The organism is Bradyrhizobium sp. NAS96.2 (genome assembly GCF_001908235.1).
Lineage (GTDB): Bacteria > Pseudomonadota > Alphaproteobacteria > Rhizobiales > Xanthobacteraceae > Bradyrhizobium.
The window spans coordinates 23,415-45,245 of sequence record NZ_LGHK01000001.1 but is presented as its reverse complement, the minus strand read 5'-3'; the positions used below and the strand labels follow the sequence as shown (position 1 = coordinate 45,245).

The 21,831-nt window shown below is 58.5% G+C and carries 13 protein-coding genes, 3 pseudogenes and 2 riboswitches; of the genes and pseudogenes, 11 read left to right on the top strand and 5 right to left on the bottom strand.

The features are described from left to right. Positions 1-29: 29 nt before the first annotated feature. A riboswitch (cobalamin riboswitch) is annotated at positions 30-249 on the bottom strand. A gap of 541 nt (positions 250-790) precedes the next feature. Further along, positions 791-1,588 carry a glycoside hydrolase family 12 protein gene (locus tag AC628_RS00155; RefSeq protein WP_074124701.1) on the bottom strand — a complete coding sequence of 266 codons (798 nt, stop codon included), beginning with the start codon at positions 1,586-1,588 and terminating at the stop codon, positions 791-793. A 541-nt stretch (positions 1,589-2,129) separates the two neighbouring features. Here AC628_RS00155 and AC628_RS45045 point away from each other — a divergent pair. Continuing rightward, a pseudogene (locus AC628_RS45045) lies at positions 2,130-2,258 on the top strand (IS5/IS1182 family transposase); the annotation flags it as partial. On the opposite strand, the gene AC628_RS43665 reads toward AC628_RS45045, so the two are convergent. After that, positions 2,258-2,533, bottom strand: coding sequence for a hypothetical protein (locus tag AC628_RS43665; protein ID WP_168193270.1), 276 nt, complete (start codon positions 2,531-2,533; stop codon positions 2,258-2,260). The pseudogene AC628_RS45045 and the gene AC628_RS43665 sit on opposite strands and share 1 nt — an antisense overlap. Further along, positions 2,506-2,727, top strand: a riboswitch (cobalamin riboswitch). (Overlaps the previous gene by 28 nt.) A gap of 116 nt (positions 2,728-2,843) precedes the next feature. On the opposite strand from AC628_RS43665, the pseudogene AC628_RS00145 reads away from it, so the two are divergent. Next, a pseudogene (locus AC628_RS00145) lies at positions 2,844-5,720 on the top strand (ribonucleoside-diphosphate reductase subunit alpha). A 22-nt stretch (positions 5,721-5,742) separates the two neighbouring features. After that, positions 5,743-6,888, top strand: a complete 1,146-nt coding sequence (locus AC628_RS00140; protein WP_074124699.1) for a ribonucleotide-diphosphate reductase subunit beta — start codon at positions 5,743-5,745, stop codon at positions 6,886-6,888. Between the two features lie 617 nt (positions 6,889-7,505). On the opposite strand, the gene AC628_RS00130 is transcribed toward AC628_RS00140, so the two are convergent. Continuing rightward, positions 7,506-8,360, bottom strand: a complete 855-nt coding sequence (locus AC628_RS00130) for a host specificity protein (RefSeq protein ID WP_083632495.1) — start codon at positions 8,358-8,360, stop codon at positions 7,506-7,508. A gap of 819 nt (positions 8,361-9,179) precedes the next feature. On the opposite strand from AC628_RS00130, the pseudogene AC628_RS00125 reads away from it, so the two are divergent. The 5 genes and pseudogenes from AC628_RS00125 to AC628_RS00110 all read left to right on the top strand — a co-directional run. Beyond that, positions 9,180-9,773, top strand: a pseudogene (locus AC628_RS00125) (septation protein A); the annotation flags it as partial. Positions 9,774-10,346: 573 nt separating this feature from the next. Continuing rightward, positions 10,347-10,487 carry a hypothetical protein gene (locus AC628_RS43660; protein WP_168193269.1) on the top strand — a complete coding sequence of 47 codons (141 nt, stop codon included), beginning with the start codon at positions 10,347-10,349 and terminating at the stop codon, positions 10,485-10,487. A 45-nt stretch (positions 10,488-10,532) separates the two neighbouring features. Beyond that, positions 10,533-10,721 carry a hypothetical protein gene (locus AC628_RS43655; protein ID WP_210190136.1) on the top strand — a complete coding sequence of 63 codons (189 nt, stop codon included), beginning with the start codon at positions 10,533-10,535 and terminating at the stop codon, positions 10,719-10,721. A 1,004-nt stretch (positions 10,722-11,725) separates the two neighbouring features. Then, the gene (locus AC628_RS00115; RefSeq protein ID WP_074124694.1) at positions 11,726-12,760 is read left to right on the top strand and encodes a Y4kA family protein; all 1,035 of its coding nucleotides are present in this window, start codon (positions 11,726-11,728) and stop codon (positions 12,758-12,760) included. A gap of 12 nt (positions 12,761-12,772) precedes the next feature. Beyond that, entirely contained in the window at positions 12,773-13,123 is a 351-nt protein-coding gene (locus AC628_RS00110) for a hypothetical protein (protein WP_074124693.1), read from the top strand. 174 nt (positions 13,124-13,297) lie between these two features. On the opposite strand, the gene modC is transcribed toward AC628_RS00110, so the two are convergent. Both modC and AC628_RS00100 read right to left on the bottom strand, forming a co-directional pair. Then, a complete protein-coding gene (modC, locus tag AC628_RS00105) occupies positions 13,298-14,464 on the bottom strand; it encodes a molybdenum ABC transporter ATP-binding protein (protein ID WP_074124692.1) in 1,167 nt (388 codons plus the stop codon). After that, the gene (locus AC628_RS00100; RefSeq protein WP_143201350.1) at positions 14,461-15,018 is read right to left on the bottom strand and encodes a type 2 periplasmic-binding domain-containing protein; all 558 of its coding nucleotides are present in this window, start codon (positions 15,016-15,018) and stop codon (positions 14,461-14,463) included. Before AC628_RS00100 ends, modC begins: the two co-directional genes overlap by 4 nt. A gap of 2,354 nt (positions 15,019-17,372) precedes the next feature. On the opposite strand from AC628_RS00100, the gene AC628_RS45040 reads away from it, so the two are divergent. The 3 genes from AC628_RS45040 to dctA all read left to right on the top strand — a co-directional run bounded on the left by AC628_RS45040 (position 17,373) and on the right by dctA (position 21,616). After that, positions 17,373-17,606, top strand: a complete 234-nt coding sequence (locus AC628_RS45040) for a transposase (RefSeq protein ID WP_502689519.1) — start codon at positions 17,373-17,375, stop codon at positions 17,604-17,606. Between the two features lie 15 nt (positions 17,607-17,621). Further along, on the top strand, positions 17,622-17,801 hold the full coding sequence (locus tag AC628_RS45035; RefSeq protein WP_245320955.1) for a hypothetical protein: 180 nt from the start codon (positions 17,622-17,624) through the stop codon (positions 17,799-17,801). Positions 17,802-20,302: 2,501 nt separating this feature from the next. Next, positions 20,303-21,616, top strand: coding sequence for a C4-dicarboxylate transporter DctA (dctA, locus tag AC628_RS00085; protein WP_074124746.1), 1,314 nt, complete (start codon positions 20,303-20,305; stop codon positions 21,614-21,616). Positions 21,617-21,831: the final 215 nt, after the last annotated feature.

Here is a 21,831-nt window from a genome sequence, read left to right as displayed (position 1 = left end):
AACCGCACCACCGGGACACCCCGCCCGTGGACGTTTATGTTGCCGAGGCAGGTCTCCTGGCTCGCGGGTCCTAGCTATCGTCCGGCCTTCCCGAAGCTTGCGCTTCAGTGGCTGAAATGGACGATGGCTCGCCGCTTACAGTTGCGGGGGCAGCGCCGGCATTGCATCGTTCCGAAGAACCTGCGCACCGGCTTCCCTCTTAGCTCCAGGTCAATCTGGATCTGGAGAACCTCAACGGTTTCGATTACCTGCAAGGGAGGGACTGCGTCAACCCTCAGAAATCATGGTCGCTGCGGCATCCCGACGGGAATGATGCTCTGTACGGACGAGAATAGAGTGACTTGTAGTGGCAACTCAATGATTGCGTAGAATTCTGCGCCCATCTGGATGCTTTCGACAACCATGTGCGCGTTGTCATCCGCGAAATGGCGGAATAACGTCTGATTGCGCCTTGCTGGCGACCCAACGCGGACGCTGGCCAATGACCATCGCGCAGCCGATGGCCTCAAACTCAGCGGCCGTGAAGAAAGGCGTCTTAAAGGCGAGAGGGCCCTATCCTGCCGATGTCGGAGGCCGTGATGGAGCGCCTACCGGCGCCGGCGGCCCTCTCGCTCTTCAGTGTGAAAGCCGGAGCAGCTTATTCCGAGCGGAACTAGAAATTCGGCTCGAAGCGCTCGGAACGCTGTCGACCATGAGGCAGAGCATCCGCGCAGGCTTATGTTCCACGAAATGGCGTTCGTGCCGTTTGCGGCTGGTGCCCTTCAGATCTCACGTCCCAGGAGGCGGATATTCACTTCGAGGTCACGGTCCAGTTGTTGAAATTGAAATTCATCCCCCCGGGAGAGGAGGTGATCTCGACGCCGTATTGCACGCTACCGACGTTTATGTCGCCGAAATAGCCCGTCGACTTGATCCACTGCAGGATACTCTTGATGTCGACTGTCCCGCTGTTGGTCTTCGAAGTGCGCAGGAGTGAGATGACTTTGTGACCATTGAAGCCTTCAAACACGTTCCAAGTCGCCCCGCCTGCATGGATATTGCGGTAAACCGGGATCGCCGCCCCGGAAGAGTCATAGTGATATGAAATCGGCTTTACGTTGCCGCTGCCGTCTGGGTTTCCGGTGTAGTTTGTCCAGAGCATAATCTCCTGCTGTTTTGAGCTGTCCCAGATATCGTAGGCGACGTCCCAAGCGCCACCAGCAGGAACAACCTGATTGAAGCTCGAGCTTAGAGTGTTGATTGAACTGAGGGGTTTGCCGATATCGACCGACTCGTGCGGATAGCTCTTGATGCCTTTCGAATTAGGCTGGTTCGACCACACGCCCCACCGGTTGGCTTCATACACCGAAATCGTCTGAGGCCCAGCGCCAGCGCCCCATACGTCGTTGTTCCAGGAGTGTCCATTGCGTGAGAAGTTCCCGTACGGAGCATTCGAACTCCAAATCGGAGTCTTTGCCGATACAGGCGCGGCGGACGCTGACCTGACTTGATTCACAGTCTGGCTAAATAATTCATGATTCTCCTGTGTGCTGACGTCCCAAGTTTGGGACCCGCGCGAGAGGGCACCGTTTATCCGATTGGAATCCATAGGGCTCTCCTTGCTCTTATAAGCGACAAAGCATCGTTCCGATCGGCCCAGCGCCTACCCTAGGTTCGTGACCAAGCTCAGGCGTGGGCGGCAAGGGCATCTACAGACCAAGTCCGATGCTAGGAAGGTCAGCTTTCGAGAAGCTGACTAAGACCTCGACACTGAGGTTTTGGGTCGTTGAAATTGACTTGATCTGGCTGAAGGGTTTGGACGGCGCACGCCATTTTGCGCGAGCCTTTTCGGTTGTGAGCATCCAATTGACGCAGGCGTGGTTGACATTGCGACGTTTTGACGAGGTGTGGGAAACTGTCGATGCGTCTATCGAGGCATTGGCGGGCGAGAATGCTGATCTCGATCTCAACTATGTTCAGCCCCCAGGCGTGCTCTGGGACATAGTGGAACTTCAATCGGGCGCGCAGTTTCCGCCGGGCATAGTCAGCCGAAGACGCCTGATGGAGTGTAAGAGGGCGACCGGAATTAAAGTCGGGTGGTTTCAGCGGGTTGTGACTCTTCGAGGTGTGCGAAGCCATCGGAGAGGTAGATGACCTGGACCGAAATCACCCGCTGTCAGCATGACAGACCAGAGCTCCGCCATGAAAGCGACGTACGATTCGGAAGGGGATTGATCGCGCTGTTGATGCCAAGGCCGAACAACGTCGGGCGACCGCACTAGACCTGCATACGATCGGTAAGGGCGCCTTTCGTAATCAAAGACCACCATTGCTCGAAAGAGCTGCTGGCCTGTGCCCGATACACAAGTTCGGGGCAGAGCGTCCGCATCACCCGGTCGAGGTTTGGGCTGGATGAGAAGGGGAGCGCATTGAAGCTTCTCGCCAGTCGCTCATGGGCCTTGGGATAAGCTTGCAGAAATTTTGGAAAGGCGATCTTGCGGTCGTTGACATTCCTCTCCAAATCGCACCAGATATAGACGTCACGGTCCGCCATATCGCAAGATTTGGTGGCTAAGAGGGAAGCCGGTGAACTACGGATCGATCCGTAAAAATCCGGCGCTGCCCCCGCAACTGTAAGCAGTGAGTTGCTCTCGCCCTGTTAAGTCACTGGTGCCGCGAGGCATTGGGAAGACAAGGGAGCAACGGCGACCTGCGAGCCAGGAGACCTGCCGCGACACCAAACACGTCCACGGGCGGGGTGTCCCGGCGGTCGCTTGCACAGCCATGCCGGCGACGCTTGTCCGCCGGAATGACGCAGCGTCCTCTCGACATCCGGCCCCAACAAGCATCACGGGGTCTATACGATGTCACTCTCTCTCGATCGCGAAACAAAGCCAGCGCCACGCATCCAGTTGCGTCCAGAATCGCTCGCCGCGCCGGAAGCGTTGCCTCCGATGCAGGTGATCCGCCGTAACGGCACGGTGTCGAAATTCGACGCCAGCAAGATTTCGGTTGCGATGACCAAGGCGTTCCTCGCGATCGAGGGACATACCGCGGCCGCCTCGCGCCGGGTGCGTGAGATCGTCGAGCAACTCACTGCTGAGGTCGTCACCGCGCTGTCGCGGCGGATCAGCGAGTGCCGCACCTTCCACATCGAAGACGTGCAGGATCAGGTCGAGCTGGCGCTGATGCGCAGCGAGCACCACAAGGTGGCGCGCGCCTATGTGCTCTACCGAGAGGAACGCACGAGGCAGCGCGCCGAGCAGGAGGCGGCGAAAGCGGCAAAGCCTGCGGCGGGACCAGCGGTCCAGGTCACGCTACGCGGCGGCACCAAGGTGCCGCTCGACCACGCGCGGCTGGCGCTGATCATCAACGAGGCCTGTGCCGGCCTTGACGGCGTCGACGCTGCGCCCGTCATCGCCGAGACGAAGCGCAACATCTATGACGGCATCGGCCAGGACGAGCTGGCGCTCGCCTCGGTGATGGCGGCCCGCACCCTCGTGGAACAGGAGCCGAACTACAGCTACGTCAGTGCCCGCCTGTTGCTTGACAAGCTGCGCACCGAGGTGCTGACCAATGTGCTCGATGCGCCGACCAGCGCGTCGCAGGCCGACATGGCCACGCGCTATGCAGAGTACTTCCCGGCCTATATCAAGACCGGCATCACGTCGGAACTGCTTGACGCCGAGCTCGGCCGTTTTGACCTCGCGCGGCTTGCCGCGGCGCTGAAACCGGAACGCGATCTGTCGTTCCAGTTCCTGGGCCTGCAGACGCTGTACGACCGCTATTTCCTGCATGTCCGCGGCAACCGCATCGAGCTGCCGCAGGCCTTCTTCATGCGTGTCGCCATGGGGCTTGCGCTGTGCGAGATCGATCGCGAGGCTCGCGCGATCGAGTTCTACGATTTGCTGTCGTCGTTCGACTTCATGGCCTCGACGCCGACGCTGTTCAACTCCGGCACGCTGCGGCCGCAGCTTTCGTCGTGTTTCCTGACTACTGTGGCCGATGACCTCGACGGCATCTTCAAGTCGATCAGGGATAACGCGCTGCTTGCCAAATATTCCGGTGGGCTCGGCAATGACTGGACCCGCGTCCGCGGGCTCGGCGCTCATATCAAGGGCACCAACGGCGAAAGCCAGGGCGTGGTTCCGTTCCTGAAAGTGGCCAACGACACCGCGATTGCCGTCAACCAGGGTGGCAAACGCAAAGGCGCGGTCTGCGCCTATCTCGAGACCTGGCATGTCGACATCGAGGAATTCCTCGATCTGCGCAAGAACACCGGCGACGACCGCCGCCGTACCCATGACATGAACACCGCCAATTGGGTGCCCGATCTGTTCATGCAGCGCGTCGAGGCCGACGGCGAATGGACGCTGTTCTCGCCCGACGAGACGCTGGATCTGCACCATCTCTATGGCAAGCCATTTGCCGAGCGTTACGCCTATTACGAGGCCAAGGCCGCGCGCGGCGAAATGCGCCTATTCAAGCAGATCCGCGCCGTCGACCTGTGGCGCAAGATGCTGACCATGCTGTTCGAGACCGGTCATCCCTGGATCACCTTCAAGGACCCGTGCAATTTGCGCTCGCCGCAGCGCCATGCCGGCGTGATCCACTCCTCGAACCTCTGCACCGAGATCACGCTGAACACATAAGACGACGAAACCGCCGTGTGCAATCTCGGTTCGATCAACCTCGCCGACCACATCCAGGACGGCCGGCTCGACGATGTCAGGCTGAAAAAGACGGTGACGACGGCGATGCGGATGCTCGACAACGTCATCGACATCAATTTCTACACCATCCCGGAAGCACGCTGCTCCAATCTGCGGCATCGCCCGGTCGGGCTCGGGCTGATGGGGTTCCAGGACGCGCTACACATGCTGCGCATTGCGGTAGCGTCCGATGCCGCCGTGGCCTTCGCCGACACCAGCATGGAGGCGATCTCATATCATGCGATTTCGGCGTCTTGCGATCTCGCCGCCGAGCGCGGACGCTATCCGTCGTTCGAGGGCTCGCTGTGGAGCCAGGGCATCCTGCCGATCGATTCGATCGACTATGTTGCCGATGCCCGCGGTGGGGTTGCGATGGACCGTACGAGCACGCTTGACTGGGCAGCCCTGCGCGGCCGCGTCACCTCGGTCGGGATGCGCAACTCGAACGTGATGGCGATCGCGCCGACGGCGACGATCTCCAACATCTGCGGCGTCGTGCAGTCGATCGAGCCGGCCTACCAGAACCTCTATGTCAAATCCAATATGTCCGGCGATTTCACGGTGGTGAACGACCATCTGGTGCGCGACCTCAAGGCGCGCGGGCTGTGGGACGAGGTGATGGTCAACGACCTCAAATATTTTGACGGCAGCGTCGGTGCGATCGACCGCATCCCCGACGACCTCAAGGCGCTTTATGCGACCGCCTTCGAGATCGATTCGCGCTGGCTGGTGGAGGCCGCGGCGAGGCGGCAGAAATGGATCGACCAGGCGCAGTCTCTCAATCTCTATATCGCCAATCCCTCCGGCAAGAAGCTCGACGCGCTCTACCGTCAAGCCTGGTCGCTGGGCCTGAAGACGACCTATTACTTGCGCTCGCGCAGCGCGACCCATGTCGAGAAGTCAACGCTCAAGGGCACCGACGGCAAGCTTAATGCTGTCTCGCCAGTGGCGCTGACCGCGCCGGGCCCCGATCTACCGAGCGCCATGGCCTGCTCGATCGATAATACCGACTGCGAAGCCTGCCAGTAAGCAAAACAAAGGAACGGACATTATGCTCGACTTTTCAGAAACTGCGACCACAGCCCGCCAGGAGCGCACGCGCTTCATGCCGCAGTCCTTCGCGGCGGCGCCCGCCGCTCTGAGCGAGGCAACCGGCCTCGGTACGATCGACCGTCATGGCGGCCGCGTCTCGGTCGACGAGAAGCGGATGATCAACTGCCGCGCCGACGTCAACCAGCTGCTGCCGCTGAAATACAAATGGGCATGGGAGAAATACCTCGCCGCCTGCAACAATCACTGGATGCCGACCGAAGTCTCGATGCAGGCCGACATCGCGCTGTGGAAATCACGCGATGGCCTCTCGGAGGACGAGCGTCGCGCCATCAAGCGCAATCTCGGCTTCTTTGCGGCCTCCGAAAGCCTGGTCGCCAACAACATCGTGCTGGCGATCTATCGCCACCTCACCAATCCGGAATGCCGGCAATATCTCCTGCGCCAGGCCTTCGAGGAGGCCGTCCACACCCACACCTTTCAGTACATTGTCGAAAGCCTCGGCCTCGACGAGGGCGAGCTGTTCAATATGTACCGCGAGGTGCCCTCGATCACCGACAAGGCGGCGTGGGCGATCAAGCACACCCAGCATCTCGACGATCCCGATTTCAAGATCGGAACACCGCAGGCCGGTCAGGCGTTCCTGCGCGACCTTGTTGCCTTCTACGTGATCTTCGAGGGCATGTGGTTCTACACTGGATTTGCGCAGATCCTCTCGTTCGGCCGCCGCAACAAGATGGCCGGCATCGCGGAGCAGTATCAATACATCCTGCGCGACGAGAGCATCCATCTGAACTTTGGCATCGACGTGATCAACCAGATCAAGAGCGAGAACCCGCACCTGTGGACATCGGCTTTCCAGGAGGAGGTTCGCAACATGATCCGCGAGGCCGCCGAACTCGAGGCCGCCTATGGCCGCGATACGATGCCGCGAGGCTTCCTCGGGCTGAACGCCGCATTGTGCGAGCAGTACATGCACTTCATTGCCAACCGCCGCTGCGCGCAGATCGGCCTCACGCCGGTGTTCCCGGAGGCGGAGAATCCATTCCCGTGGATGTCGGAGGCGATGGACTTGAAGAAGGAGAAGAATTTCTTCGAGACCCGCATCATCGAGTATCAGAACGGCGGTGCGCTCGATTGGGGCTGAACCGATTTGCGATAACCGGTGCCTGTGATCTGTGCGGTGTGAGCCGAGCTGTCGTAACGCCGGATATTGCTCCTATGCGCCAGGCAGCGCCGCCTTAACCACTTCGGTCGCTTTGCGAGCCAAGTGGTTATGGAATGTGCGATCGCTTCGAATCGTTGTCGCTCTGATGCTGCTTGCCGCCGAATGAAAATTCAGGGCATGTCAATCCGCTGCAAATTACGGCGGGAATCGAAACGGCAGTCGGAACAGTGCCGGAGCGGGCCTTTAAAGATTGGCGCGCAGAGGTCGTCTCTCTGACTCTCTGATTGCGCAACGTTCGGTCTACAATTGGCGTCAGCAAGTCACGACATTCGACTAGCATGCGCAATCGCAGCGCTCGATCTATCCCTGCTCGGCCTGGACCGGCTCGCGCAGTTCGCCGATGAGTTGATCGGGCTCTCGTCGCCTGCCAATGCCTCGATCGGCGCTTCGACAGTTTCGGCCGCCTCGTCGCCGAGGCGGCCGGTCTGGAGAAGCGGCGCAATGTCGAATGCGCTCACGTCAAATGGCACGACCGGCAAGGGCCGATGCCAAGCCAGGTCAATTTCAACCAGCCCAAACCTCTCTATGACGAGATACTAGCTGGTCGGTGGGCCCATATTGAGGCGATCGAAATACCAGGAAGGATCGTCTCCAGACGAGTCTGTCTGGTATTCGTCGTTCGAATTATCGTGCTGGCTTCCTTCGACAGGACCCTCGCTCTCCGCTTGAAGATACTGTCGAGGCTTGTCTGCGCGCTGCCATTCATCCTGGTCGTTCTTCGTCCACTTATCGGGGTGACGTCTAGGGTCAAGCACGAACTGGTTTTCACCGACGTCAACAAAGCCCATCTGCTCCAGACGTGGTTTGGCTTCATCGGAGGCAGGACGCGACATGATCAATGGCCGCCTGCCGTCCTGCCGCAGCTGATGTTCGAGCAGAACATCGCCCGCGTTCAGAACGAGCGGATGAGTGACTCGGAGAGCTACGACAGATGAGATGTTCTTGCGATCCGGAAAGTGTTCCTTCTGCCACGTTTCCCCTTTGATGCGAAATCCTGGATCCGTCCTTAGGAGTCCGACACTCTTATCGCCCAGCTGGTAGCTAAAGTATTGCGAACCCGTCTTGTGATCCTCGGTCGAGCCGGCTCTAGCGACCATTACGGTGCTCTCGGCCTTTGAGGACACGAAGTCCGAGTATTCTTGCGGATGATCGGCTATGTGCTTGACATCGTCGCCATAAAAGTTGCGCAGTTCTCGCCTGAATGAATCGCTGTCCATCTCGTAGATCGGAGGCTCGTCGGTTAGGGAATACGGCCGTCTCGCCGACGATGAGCCAGCCGCGGCGTCTGCAAGCCGTTCCGTAAACATATGGTGATCTGCGACCTGCCCAGACTCGTCGGCTTGTCCCGCGCTTGTAGACGGGCTGAATGGTCCAGTGATTCTGCCATACATGCGAGTAGTTCTCCTATCGACAACATTGGATGCTAGTTGGTGTCGGTCTACTCAAGACCAGTCAGCAATTTAGGCGAGCGAGCTGACAACAAGCTGATGTACAAGAAAGGTACATGGCTGCATGCCCTGACCCATTTGCGTTCGTCAAATTGACCGGCCATGCGGGGCCGCATTGGTTTCGCCCAGATCTGCGGTGCTCAGCCGCGCTTCGGCCGAAACCGACATGCAGGAGTAAGTCCATGTTATCTTACCATCGGTTCACCAGATGGTGCTGACGCTTGAACGCGAGCTTCATCGGAAGGCCGCCGAGGTTCCCGTAGCATCGATGATTTTGATCCCAGCTAACTGCCGGATCTACTTTGATCTGGCGCTCAATCGGTCACAATCACCGTGTGCAGAGGTTCTGGCAGGCGCAATCCCAAAACGGACTAGTTGGCCGAACGCCTAGAAGCCTTTCTCCCGCAAGGCTCCGTTTCGATACAAAGTATCTATCGAGACGTCGACAGCAGCCAGGATCCGGACGGCAGTGGAGACATAGTGTTGCGCCAGGATTGATAGGATTCTTCACGTTGATTGGGCGGAATCCAGTTCTTCCGCCGGGGTCTGACATTTGACGCCGAACGCGCCGAATAGACCTCTGTATCATCGGGCGACTTGGTGATGCTGCCTTGAACGAAGCAAACACCGCGCTGAACCAAGGCTGCGGCTACCGCAAGCATGGCATAAGAGAATCGGCTTCGAAGGGGCTTGAACCTCACGCAGCGTCAGGTTGTACATCCTCAGCCTTAGCGTTCTCCAACTGAATAAAAGGGTCAGAGGATGGCAGCCAGCGCAGGTGATAGACAAGACCAACCGCATACGATGCTCGACTTCGCCACCGAGCTCGGTCCGCTGATTGTCCTCCATATTGTGAACGCGAAATTCCGGCTTTTTACGGCTACCGCCGCATTCATGGTCGTGACCGTCCTGGCCGCGATCGCATCCCTCGTGGTCAAGGGCCACATGCCGATCACATCGCTGATCACCAGCGTCAGCGTGTTGACGTTCGGTATGCTGACACTGGCGTTGCATGACGATACGTTCATCAAGGTAGAGGCAACCATCGTCAGCGGACTGCTTTCGACGCTTCTCGGTGGCGGGCTTTTATTTGGCCGCTCCTTCATCGTGGTGACATTGGATCGCATCTTCAATCTGACAACGCAGGGCTGGCGTATCCTCACCTTTCGTTGGGCAATGTTCTTCGCAGGCATGGCTGTCTTGAACGAGGTCATCTGGCGAACCCAAACCACGGATGCCTGGGTGATTTTCAGGACGTTGGGCGTGACGATGTTGAGTCTGCTCTTCGGTTCCGTTCTGATGCCGCTGACCACGCGCTACTATGCCGGGGCTGCGCCGCCGTCCGCTCAATCATCTCTTATCGAAGTCCATCAGCGACTGCCCGAGTCGGAATTCAGGGGAGATGTCGAGGGGCCGGTCGAACAAGAACCGATTGACCGACCCGGCGAACGTCGCAATTGAGCGGTGCCCCGTTTCGGCATGATCCAGAGGCTGATCGGATCCAAATCGAACAAAGAGATGCGCCGGTCGACACGCAAGCATCGGCATTCCTTCCCGGCAAAGTTCTCGTCTGCGCGTTCCCGCAACTCGAATCCCTTAACGTGGGAAGCGCGTCGGTCAGGTAAAACATTCGCCGATGCTACGAACGGCGGTATCGCCCATTCGACCGGCAGTCAACTGGCCGACGACGCAACGATCTGATGCTCCGACCCATTAACGTCCAGTCCCGGGCTAAGCTTGTCATTTGGCCGAGCGGCGCAGGATTGTCACAATGGTACCGATCGAAAGAGGCCAACTGGACGTCCCGCACCTGACATCCGTGCCGATCGTCGTCAGAGGCGAAGCCGTGAAATGCGAAGAGCGTCAAGTCAAGCCGAACGCGAAGGACGTCCTCCGCGCGTTCGGATATAAGAGGGGTGGAAGAACAGGATGAAGGTGACGAAGGCAAATTTGCAGGCACTCAGGCTATTGCGCGCATTCTCGAAGATCGAGAGCGAAGACAAGCGAAAAGCCGTGCTTGAACACGTCGAGGCCGAAGCCGAGCCAGAGAAGAATGCTAAAAAGGAGTAGGAGCGGGACCGGATTATTTAGCGGACGCTCCTAGTCATCGTCCCCGTGGTCGAGATGCTTCTCAACGTTTATCGAGGGGAGCACCAGCGGCTTGGTCTGCCGGGGCTGCTCGTACCGGGACGCAAGATCCAGGAGCCGCCGCTTGATAAACGGGTCGGCCCGATCGGCAAGGTCGCGAACCAGACGAGCCCGCTGCCTGTTAAATTCATCGTCCAGCATGGGATCACCAAATAATCCCGTTTGTACTGCGGATCGTTCAAGGTAGCTAGCTGTTGAATGTGTGGTTAAGCGAGCCGCGTCTCGACGGATAGGTTGCGGCTTGGAGCGAGACGTCCAGCAGCCGGCTGACGATCGTACGTTCCGGACCGTGTGTCTGATTGCACCGTCAACGTTCGATTGTTATCAACCATTACTCAATCGGTGCATTAGAGGATTTACATGTCCAAAGTAGTTCCCTACCACACTGACTCGCTCGAATATCCGCCGTCCCACCGTAACGTCTATCACGACCGCGACAATTGCCCCGCCGGAAAGACGATCAAGCAAGCTCACCGCAAGCCTGGTGATGCTGGAAGGCCGCGCTGCAAAGACTGCAAGAATCTCGACTGATCCAAGGTCCGCCGTCCAACTTCCACGCCTACCGACGGACTGCAACGCGCGGCGACAGGCCCAACGCGCTGGCAATTTGCGGTAGGCGAGTCTCTTCGCCTTTTTTGACGGTGGAGCGACAAGACATGGACTGGATAGCCCGCACCTCGTCCCGAGGAGAACGCGAGGCGAGTTGATCTGCCCGGCACCACAGCAAGGGAGCGCGTCGGCTGGAGCATCGTGGACGCAATTGAGCAATCTTGTTACATTTCTCAAAAGGAGCCGTGCATTCTGAAGTCTGTCGGCGAGTAGAGACGGCGGGGACCCAACGCTGGCGCCGCCTCGGGGCGAGCCAAGCCAGCCGGGCCGTTGTCCTTGATCCGAAGGGGGAGCTCTATTCTACGATGAGACCTCGGCTTGTCGCAAAGAACAGGTCGGATCGGTCTGCCGCATCGGGCTTTTTGCTTACCGTTCGGAGGAGAAGGCTCACGGCTTTTCGGAGCACCGAACTTAATCCGCTAGCGTGGCCCGCTCGGTAGCAACCGCGCGCGCCTGCGTTTTTGAAGGCTCGATCGATAACCTGCGAGAGCGAATTTCTCTATCTTCATTTCTAAGCTAATTTTTGGCTTCAAATTCTCGGATGTTTTTCAATGATTTATTGCGGGGGCGCGATGAGATTCCGGGCGAAGGGCAGTCGCCCATTTTTGTTTAGTGCATTGTTTCTACTGAGCGGATGCGCCATTGCGCCGGTCACGGATGACGTCGCGCATGTTTCAGCCTCCAATATTGCGAGGCAGATTCGCTGTGAAGCACGGCAGGCTGTCATTGACGCGCTGCTCGGCTATCTCACGAGCGCCGACAACAACGTGAACAAGAAGAAACTCGACGATTACTCCTTTGCCATCGGCAACGAGCTGGAGCGGGCCTACAACGAGAATCCCGAGGCGATCAGAGCCTTCGATCCCTCTCAGGTGACTGGTTTCGCCCATACGGTGACAAAGCTACTCTACAGCACGGGCATTGCCTACTATTACGATCTGACGGGCCTGGAGACCAACAACATAGATCCGGCGGCGAACCTCATTCGGCCGACGCCCATAACTTCACTGGTGACCCTCGGCCTCACCGGCAGCTTCGACAGGCAGAGACAGAACGAATGGTCGTTTACGATCACGGACAACTTTGGAAACCTCGTTCAAAAGACGAGTGGGAGCTATTGCGCGAACCATCTGGTGAGAACCGAGGACTACATCTACCCGATCGCGGGAAAGGTAGGGCTCGCCAAGTTGATCAAGGAATTTACCCTGATGAGCCTGTTTGAGAATCTCGATGAGCTCAACAAGGACGTTGCGACGGTGAAAAAAGGGCCGCCGAGCATGGTCCAGCAGCTTCAGTTCACCACGGCCATCGGCGGCGGGGCATCGCCCAAGATCGTCTTCGCGCCCTCAGGGCCGCAGCTACAAGTCACTGACGTGAGCTTTCCCGTCACCGTGTCGCGCAAGGATACGCACCAGCTGACGGTGGGCTTGTATCTGGACAAGGGCGAGGCAAAGGTCCTCGATGCCGCTCGGGGTCCGATTTATGAAGGTTCGCTCATCACCGCCTCAGGTGGAAGAGCCGAACAAGGCGCCGCGCGGGCTGTTCAGCAATTTCTAGCACTGAAGATTTTCAAGCCAGCACTATAAGGGAGTCCTGACATGGCAAAAGTCAAAAAGGCGAAGACCCGCAAACCATCGCGGGCCAAGAAGGCGGGGAAAGCTAGCAAGACGGCCGCTCCGCCAAAGCCCGCCCGTTCGGGAGGAACCCACGTCGACTTCGGAGTGCACGGCTTGGGAAAAATCATGACTGCCATACACAACGCCGGCCTGGGTGATGAGCTCAATGCGCATCTTGCCGGTTCCGGACAGTTCGTCAAAGTGCGCCGCAACAGCTTGACGGCGATCAAGGGCTTCGTGGAAGAGAGACCGCAACTCTCTAATTTAGCTCAGACCATCGGCGATTGTGACTGCCCACCCGACGATCCGGGATGCGTTTACATTCCGGGGTGAATGGGCAGGGCGCTGACGACACTTGAAGGTGCGTGATCGTGTCCGCCGTCTCGTCAGTACGTTCGCTGAATTTCTAGTCCTGATCTCCCGTCAAAGGACATGCCGGGCCGAGGCGCTGCGGCAGCTGTCTTGGGCGGGGCCGGCAGTCGCCGGCTTTGTCCTATTGTCATGGCGTCACCTCATGGTGCGTGCCCGTGCAACATCTGTCGATAAGCTCAAGGTCGAAACGGCGTGCAGCGGCCGTTCAGAGGCTGAGACCAGAGAGATGCGTGCGATCTCGGCGAATATGTCCACTCCCTCGCTGAGACCTAGTGCATGAAAGGCGCGGCGCGTGATGCGCGCCAGGATCTGTGCGCCTATGTCTGAAGTCTCGAGGGCAAGCACCAATGTGACCTCCGCCGCGCTGAATGGCAAAGAGGCTTTAATGCGCGCTGGAAAGACGTTGAGGATGGAGCTTGCGCGCGGTGCCTCGCGAGCGATGCCGACGTCGCAGGCTGCGATGCGCAGCCTTTGGCGTGCGCCGGGTTTGAGCGGTGGTCCCGGCACCAACAGGCGCGCACCTTTGAGGCGGAGTATGATGAGCCCATAACGCCCGTCATAGCCGCCGACCACGGCATCGAGGCTCATGGCGGCTTCGCTACGTGCCGCAAGGCACAGCGCTGGATCGCTTTGCAAGACATGCAATGGCCCTGCCGCAGTCACCCTGCCGTGTTTCATCATGACAAGATGATCGGCAAAGTGTTCGACTTCGGCCAGGTCGCGGCTGACATAGATCATCGGCAGCGTGAGCGTGTCATGCATGCGTTCGAGGAACGGTAGAATCTCGCGCTTGGCGGAGCGATCGAGCAAGGCCAGTGGCTCATCCATCACAAGTAATCGGGGCTGAGACAGTAGCGCGCGGCCCATGGCAACGCGCTGCCGCTCGCCGGCGGAGAGATGCGAGGGAGAACGGTCGAGGAGCGATGCCAAGCCGAGCAATTCGACCACCTCCTCAAAACCGATCAGCGTTGGTCCCGATTTAGGCGTCGCATAAAACAGATGGGATCTGACAGACAAATGAGGAAAAATGGTCGGATGCCGAAACACATAGCTGACGGGACGCAGATGCGCCGCCCGGAACGTGGTCTCATCCTGCCACACTTCGCCATCGATCTTGCAGAAACCAGTCGGCAGATGCTGGAAGCCTGCGATGCAACGCGCCACCGTAGTCTTGCCGCAGCCCGGCGGGCCGAAAATAGCCGTCATACCGCTTGCCGGTACGCTGAATTGGGCATCCAGCGGAATGTTCGCGAGAGAGCCGCTGAAGGCGACTTCGAGACGGCCCGGTTTTGCTGTCCTCACGTGCTCGTGCCCAGGCCGTATCGCTCGATCAAGGTTTCGATCAAGGCTACCGCAAGCCCTAACATCACGATGCTGCCGGCAAGCCAGCCTGTCTCGCTTGAGCGCGACGTCTGCCCCGCTTCTATGCCATAAGAAGCGGGGGCAGGATTGCAGACCATCGGTTTTATGATGCGCGGCATTTTGATCGCGTCCGTGTCATTCATCAACGCCGCAGCCGAACTGCGCGGCGCGTGGCCGCCGATCGGACAGGTGAAGTCGCTTGATGGAACTGCAGTTCCATGGCCGATCGCTCCGCTCGGCCGGGAGCCGTCGGCAGGCAGAGACGCCTGAAATGAATCGGCTTGGGTAGTCTGGCTGTAGAGCAATCGGCTCGTACCATAGCTCACCAGGGCCTCGTGTCGGGTCTTCGGTTTAAACGGCGCTGCAATTCCCTGGGCGAATAGCGCAAGGTGCGCTCTGACCGCCACATGGATGTTCACCGCTCCAGCGCTTCCGAGCGTAAGCAGCATCAGAGCTGCAACGATCAGAATCAACTGGGCTAGTCTCAGCTTCATCAGCGACCCCGTGCGCGAGCGGTTGCGCCGCTTTCCTTGCGGCGGCGCTTGGCTTCTCATCACAGCAATCTGCGTGCCGCTTCCGGAATTTGCGCGCGTTGCTTGATCGTGGTGAAATTCGAGCTGTCAGCGCAGCTCCTGGCCGCGCGGCATCCGTCCAGTTTCCGACGTTGGTGTCTCCAAACGGACATAGATACCAGACGAGAGTCGGACTCGAGGGCGCCGGCTTCGGGCGTATGCATATCGGGACGGATGATCTCGTCAAGCAGAGCCGCCGGATGACTGACGAGCGGCTTGTTTGCAGCGTAGGAGGAGACGGCCGGCTTTGAATCTCTCTGCACCGTCTGTTGAACGGGTGGCGTGCAAGGGATTCTTTTTTCACAACCCACTCGAAGATCTCGGCTTCGTCCACTTCCACCCGTTGGCATAGGTGGTACTGAATCTAGGTCCCCGCGCGCGAAGCCGAATGCGCAATGTGCATCCGATGGGACATAGGTCCCCGACCAGCCGGTTCGTATCAGATCGGCATACGGATCGTGGCCAGTGACCGAATCTTCGACAACACATCAACCACTTGAGCGGAAACAGGAGGGGACACGGAGGAGATCCAAATCGCGCAAGTCGTCTGGCGACACAGACCGTTTCTGTGCGCGCTCAATTAACGGATCAGCCGTCCTGTCGTTGTTGTCACAACACGACGGATTGACCTGCCATTTACAAGCCAGCCAGAGTGTCGCCGCCGGTCGTGGCCAGGCCAGATGTTTCGAGACGTACGCGTGACGTTATCGTCACACCCAGGGCGCAAAAAAGGACTTGAAGCGTACGTAGCGTCAGGTTGTACGATCGAGGCGGGCGGCTGTCGCCACTCGAATCTTCACCTCGGGCAATAAAGAACTCGAATGCCTCAAGCTTGCAAAGCTCACTCCGCTAGAGCCCTTTGTGTATCCTTGCTGAGAGCTCAGTACTCAAAGTGGCTATGCACGGCATAGGTGCGGGTCAAGCAGCACCGGAGCAGGACGATCGGTTCGAGATCTGAGCGGAACGTCTTAGCGTTGGTGCTGCTGAAGATCAGACCCGGGCGAGGTGCGGTCTTCGATGTTCCGCGCCGCTCTTCGCAGATGGTCGGGTTTACAGCACCCAATAGTGTCATAGACGTCAAATGCTGACTGGGGATGAACTGCTTACTCTCCTCAACCAGCTATGGAGTCACCGACGCACCTGGTTTGACCGAACGCAGAATCGCCCGGCATTCGGCCCTGATCTGATCTTCTTGTAAGGGTGGCGTTCGTCTACCCACATCGCGGCAAGGATCGTTTGGATCTGCGCTTGAGCCAACCGGATCAATTGCTTGATGGTCAGATCATGAGCAGGTGCTAGCGGCGCTCTGAGATTGATTGCGCGCTCAGGCCAGCACCGAGAGCATCGTATGTCAATTTCTCCCGCTGTTCGGCCGCAAATGAAGTTGGTCTCGGCTGCGAGTAGTTCCCTGCGTCAACGAGTCGAGAGCGCTGCCATCGATCGGGGGAGGACGAGAGCGCGTCCCCTGCCGTCTATGCTTCAAGAGGTTCGGCTTGTTTTTCTGGTTGGCAGGCCACGTTGTACATTGCGCAAGACCATAGCGAACCGCTCGTAGCTTAAGAGAGAGATGGTGAATCAAAAGCGACGCAACTATTGGATCTGCATGGCATATCGCTTTGCAGCAGCCATCGCTATTCTGGCGGCGACAACAACCGTGCATACAAGACACGCTCGAGCGCGAGATCTGAGGTCGGCAGAGACGCTAGCGTCTTGCAGGCCGGACCTGATACGCTTCTGTGACCATTTTACTGGGCGTGATGACCCAGACGCCGCTATGTTTTGTCTCAGGGAGCACTTTAAAACCTTGCGTGCGAAATGTCGCCGCCTGGTTCCAGGTGCGACGGAGAGAAGAGGAGGCATCGGAGGAGGCGGTATCAACAAACGCTCTCTTCCGAGCGTCTCCGCTCGGAAGAGAGCATCCGAGCTGCAAGTGCGCAACGGTACCATAGCGAACCGTCGAACCGATGCGACTCGAGCTGTAATCATTCCGCCGAGAGAATTGAGACAATCAGTAGGGAAGAAAGAGGCCTCGCCCCACCAAGATTGGTAGCTGGTCCACCGAGGGACACGTGACTAATAGTCAATTGTCATCCAGTCATCGAAAGGTGGCGGACGTCGCGAAAGTGGGGCCACGATGCCGTCTGGAGTTGACTTCTGGCGATCGCCACATTTCCGCGCTTTAGTGGCGGTGCACCGTAAGTATGGTTCTGAACCCTTCTCGCGGCGCGCGGGATAGGTGAGGTTCACGATCTCTTTGAAGGGATCGCCTTGTATCTATGCTTGACCATAGGCTTAAATCGGACGTAACGGCGAGCCGGCTGGAAGTGATCACGGAGACGGAACGGCGTCGTTGCTTCTCCAAGGATGACAAGGCCCGGATTGTCGAGGAGACGTTGGCGCCCGGCGCGGTCGTTTCGGACGTTGCCCGGCGACACGGGCTGAGGCCCCAACAAGTGTTCACCTGGCGCCGGCAAGCGCGCGAGGTACCGCCGGCGAAGGCGGACGAGTAGTACTTTGGACTTGATGTGGTCGACGCACCGACCGTGGCCGTCGCCTCGGAGCGCAAGGCACGAGGACGCAAGGCCAGACCAGATAGCGCGAGTACCATCGTGATTGAGATCGATGGCATCACCATCCGGGCCGGCCGCCGTGCGGACGCAGCGATGGTTGCTGCCATCGTTCATGCGCTGAAGGTAACTCGGTGATCGGCCCATCCGGAACGGCCCCAGTGATGATGGCGACCTAGTCGGTCGACGTCCGGAAGGCAGTGGAGGGCTTCGAGGCGCACGCGATCTCGTAGGTCTTCTGCCGCGCGCCGCTAAGTTCACGGCGCCCGCGACGACGCGGAAGACCGTGCCTTTGTCGCAGGATTGTTGACGGGGTCGGTTCGCCTTGACATCGAGTTTCCGGCAGTGGATCGAGCAAGAGTAGCCGGCTACGTCAGCTACCTGCTAAACATTCATCCCTATCCACGGTTTAGCGGCGCTGGCCTCGAACCAGTTTCAGAGCCGGAAACTCAAAGGAAATGTTGTCGCTAACAGCCGCTCAAAAACAGAATGCTGTTCGAGCAGGTGATTCTCAATGAGCTTCCGCTCCGCACCAGGTAACTCGGTTTGAAGCAGCTTACGATACCACCAAATGTCGTTTCGTACTGATCTGATCTCGCTGAGCTTATCATCAATCGAAGTCATCACGCACGCCGACTTAAACTTTCGGTAAAGTGACCAGCGTGCCGGCGCGCAGCAAGCCGCGGCTCCATCACGCCATGTTATGCCGACCGGTCTCGTTTCTACGCAAGTGCAAGGCGCGGACCATTTTGCTTCGGGGACATTGCGAATAGTTCAATGTACGCGAGGCCTTCAATCGATATCGCTCTGTTGCCGCGCGTGTGACCTCATTTGCGGCGGATCACGAAGTTTACCGGCGTTGTGGGCGTCCGAATTGGGGATTCCTGCAGCGCTGCGAGGTTGTGCGCGCACCACCCGATAGCATCTTAAGCTGGGGCTGGATCGCGGCGGAAGCGATAAGTCCTGGGGAGTTGCTAAGGCAAGATGCTCGTGACCATAAAGGTACCGGGTTTAGACGCCTCGGTACTTGCGAGTTTTCGATTGCAGACGTCATGTCCTTGAGCCGATTATGGCAGCAACCAGGTTCGAAGAGGTTTGTGATTGCGCGCAGCATCGGTCTCAACGGGCTCGGGATGAGGTCTCTATCTATTGCGCAAAAAAAGGTTGCCTTGCATGAAGCAAATGCTTCTATTGCCTGACAACGGGTACTCGGACGAGATGTGCTCGTGGCTAGAGATCGAGTTCTAAAACACCACCAGATTGCCTATCCGGCATGTTCCAGGCGCGAGGGTTCGAGGAACGAGAGGGCATCGTCGTGCCGTGGGTTTAGAGTTTCCGTCCCGCGAGCTTGATCACTGACGCCGATGAGGTGGCGGATCTAGCGGGCGTCCGGAAGCGTTGCACCTGCTTCTCAGGTGCGTGACGTTTGACCTTACTGCAAGATCCAAGATTCATGCCCTGACGGACCCCGGCCGGTCCGAAGGAGCTCCCGGGCGTGAGCGGCCAAGAACTATCCGTCATGCGTGATCGATCAAAGGGATAGCGGATTGTCCGGCGCCTCAAACCCGTCAGCAGGCTTGGAAAGCCGGTTTCGATCCTCCCGCGCCAACCCTGGCGATATTTTATCGCCGACTTTGTCAGATTCGAACTGCGCTGAATTGAAAATCTCGGACCGGGCTTGCTCGCGCAAGCCCCTAGGCAAGTCCCCTGAGTGAAACCTCCATAGGAGGACGTGCTCCAGAGGGTCGAGCCCGGCAAAAAAGCACGTCGGCCTGTCATCGTTTTGTCGTGTTCCTGCAATGTCTAGTTGAAGGCATCAATGTCGCAAGTCCGACTAACGGGCACGCGTCCCGCGCGAACGTCGCGAACCGCGTGGCATTTCGCCCATTTAAGCAAAGCTCACACTCTTCTTCGGCGGCATGCCATTTGCTGGATGGGGAGAACAAGATAAGCGGCGACCACTGCAAGCCTTGCAGTCGCCGGTCAGGGAGGTCGGACGTGGCGAAGAGATTCGTCGAAGGTGGGCTGATAAGCAAGATACAGATCTTTATCCTGCGAACCGATGCCAGTGTTCGTTGGCCGTGGTTGAGATCCCGTCATCGCTACTCGCATGTCGTGGCACCGGCGAATAACCTCGATCCGGTCCACGACCGAACTGTCATCCGCTTTCCGATCGCGCTCAACGGACAGACCCGGAGCAGTGCGCAGTATCGAACGACAGCCGCAAAATCGGGCCAGCTCTGTCTAGGATCTGTCGCGGTTCGCGCGGGCGCGACTTTCGACAGCGACGAACTAGCGACGCTCAAGTGCGACTATTCGGAAATCATCCGCGTCCTGATCTATAGCTTGCTGCGGGACGCGCTCCGAAATCCTGTCCGCCGTAGCAGTCTTGCTCTATGTCGGCGCCTCCGGCGTCGCATCCGAGCCTCGCTTGTCTCTGTAAAGATATTGCTCGGCGCGCCAATCGCATGTTGGCCGGGTAAGACGCGACCCGGCACTTTCGGCTCGCTCGGTCTCACAAGGCCACAAACAGCATTCGCTGTCCTGAAATGGCAGGCTTCACGTAATCCCATCGAGAGGAGAAGACCTGCCGCGTGGGGCTGCGGCGCGTGTCCTTGTTCGCTTGGGAAGGGATCATCATGGTAATCATCGCAGCCGCTCCGCCGGCGGCGCCCTCGCGCTCCTGGTACAAAATCCCCTATGTCCAGGTACTTATCGCAATCCTGATCGGTGTCATGGTCGGCTACTTGTGGCCATCTGTTGCGACAAATGACTGGATCAAGGCGCTCGGCGATGGATTCATCAAGCTGATCAAGATGCTTGTCGCGCCGATCATCTTTTGCACCGTCGTATCCGGCATTTCACACATTCAAGATGCCGGAAAGGTCGGCCGGGTCGGCATCAAGGCGCTGGTCTATTTCGAGGTTGTTTCCACTTTTGCCCTATTACTTGGTCTGGTCATAGGCAATCTGGTCCCGATCGGCCATGGGCTCGCGGTCAAGCCCGACGCCGCGGCTGTGGCCGGCCTGGTCAACAAATCCGAAGCGCAGAAAGGGGTCGATTTCGTCCTCAACATCATTCCGGACAGCGTGGTCGGGGCGCTGGCGCGGGGCGACATCCTGCAAGTGCTGCTGTTTGCCATTCTGTTGGGCTTTTCGCTGATGGCCCTCGGCGAGAAGGGTGAGCGTTTGCGTGGGATCATTGACGATGCCGCCCACGCAGTATTCGGCGTCATTGCCATCGTGATGAAGGCGGCGCCGATCGGCGCCTTTGGCGCCATGGCCTTCACGATCGGCAAATTCGGACCAGCTGCGCTTGGCAATCTGGTCGGATTGGTCATCCTGTTCTATGCCACGGCCGCGCTTTTCGTGGTGCTCGTGCTTGGCCTGATTGCGCGCTTGATCGGCTTTTCCATCTTCAAGTTCATTGCGTATATCAAGGATGAGCTATTGATCGTGCTGGGTACCTCGTCTTCGGAAAGCGCACTGCCGCAGCTGATGAAAAAGCTGGAACGGCTGGGTTGCTCGAAGCCGCTGGTGGGCCTCGTGGTGCCGACCGGATACTCATTCAATCTCGACGGCACCAACATTTACATGACTTTGGCGACGCTGTTCATTGCCCAGGCGCTCGATATTGACCTGACCCTAGGCCAGCAATTCACAATCATAATTGTAGCGATGCTTACGTCGAAGGGCGCAAGCGGTGTCACCGGTGCAGGTTTCATTACGCTCGCAGCGACCCTGACGGTTGTCAGTCCGGCGCTGGTACCGGGCATCGCGATCGTCTTCTCGATCGATAAGTTCATGAGTGAGGTGCGTGCGCTGACAAACGTCACGGGGAACGGTGTCGCCGCAATGTTTGTGTCCTGGTGGGAAGGCGAGCTCGACCAAGCGAGCCTACGCAAGCGACTCAACCGGGAAGACCGAGCGGCCGATGTCGGGACATCCGAATAAGGCGGGGTAGGTGGCAGTGTTTCGACCGCGAGCAGTGTCGGCGAAGGAAGGTGGCGTCGGTCGTGATCCTTCGATCGCCATCAGCGACATCGCCGCCGGCTGATGGATTGGCATTTCGGCTTGAATCTCACGTTTCGTTTGGCGGCGGATCGCAGACGCTATCGGGGGCCGGGAACTCGTGGAGAGCGTACCCCGACCTATAGCTTGATGTTGCC

What these genes read in the sequence shown, in the direction of transcription:
- AC628_RS43665 (WP_168193270.1), bottom strand. Translation starts at nt 2,533, where the DNA reads ATGGCGGACCGTGACGTCTATATCTGGTGCGATTTGGAGAGGAATGTC.
- dctA (WP_074124746.1), top strand. Translation starts at nt 20,303, where the DNA reads ATGGTAATCATCGCAGCCGCTCCGCCGGCGGCGCCCTCGCGCTCCTGG.
- AC628_RS00110 (WP_074124693.1), top strand. Translation starts at nt 12,773, where the DNA reads ATGGCAAAAGTCAAAAAGGCGAAGACCCGCAAACCATCGCGGGCCAAG.
- AC628_RS00100 (WP_143201350.1), bottom strand. Translation starts at nt 15,018, where the DNA reads ATGAAGCTGAGACTAGCCCAGTTGATTCTGATCGTTGCAGCTCTGATG.
- AC628_RS00130 (WP_083632495.1), bottom strand. Translation starts at nt 8,360, where the DNA reads ATGTATGGCAGAATCACTGGACCATTCAGCCCGTCTACAAGCGCGGGA.
- AC628_RS45040 (WP_502689519.1), top strand. Translation starts at nt 17,373, where the DNA reads ATGCTTGACCATAGGCTTAAATCGGACGTAACGGCGAGCCGGCTGGAA.
- AC628_RS43660 (WP_168193269.1), top strand. Translation starts at nt 10,347, where the DNA reads ATGAAGGTGACGAAGGCAAATTTGCAGGCACTCAGGCTATTGCGCGCA.
- AC628_RS00115 (WP_074124694.1), top strand. Translation starts at nt 11,726, where the DNA reads ATGATTTATTGCGGGGGCGCGATGAGATTCCGGGCGAAGGGCAGTCGC.
- AC628_RS00155 (WP_074124701.1), bottom strand. Translation starts at nt 1,588, where the DNA reads ATGGATTCCAATCGGATAAACGGTGCCCTCTCGCGCGGGTCCCAAACT.
- AC628_RS00140 (WP_074124699.1), top strand. Translation starts at nt 5,743, where the DNA reads ATGCTCGACTTTTCAGAAACTGCGACCACAGCCCGCCAGGAGCGCACG.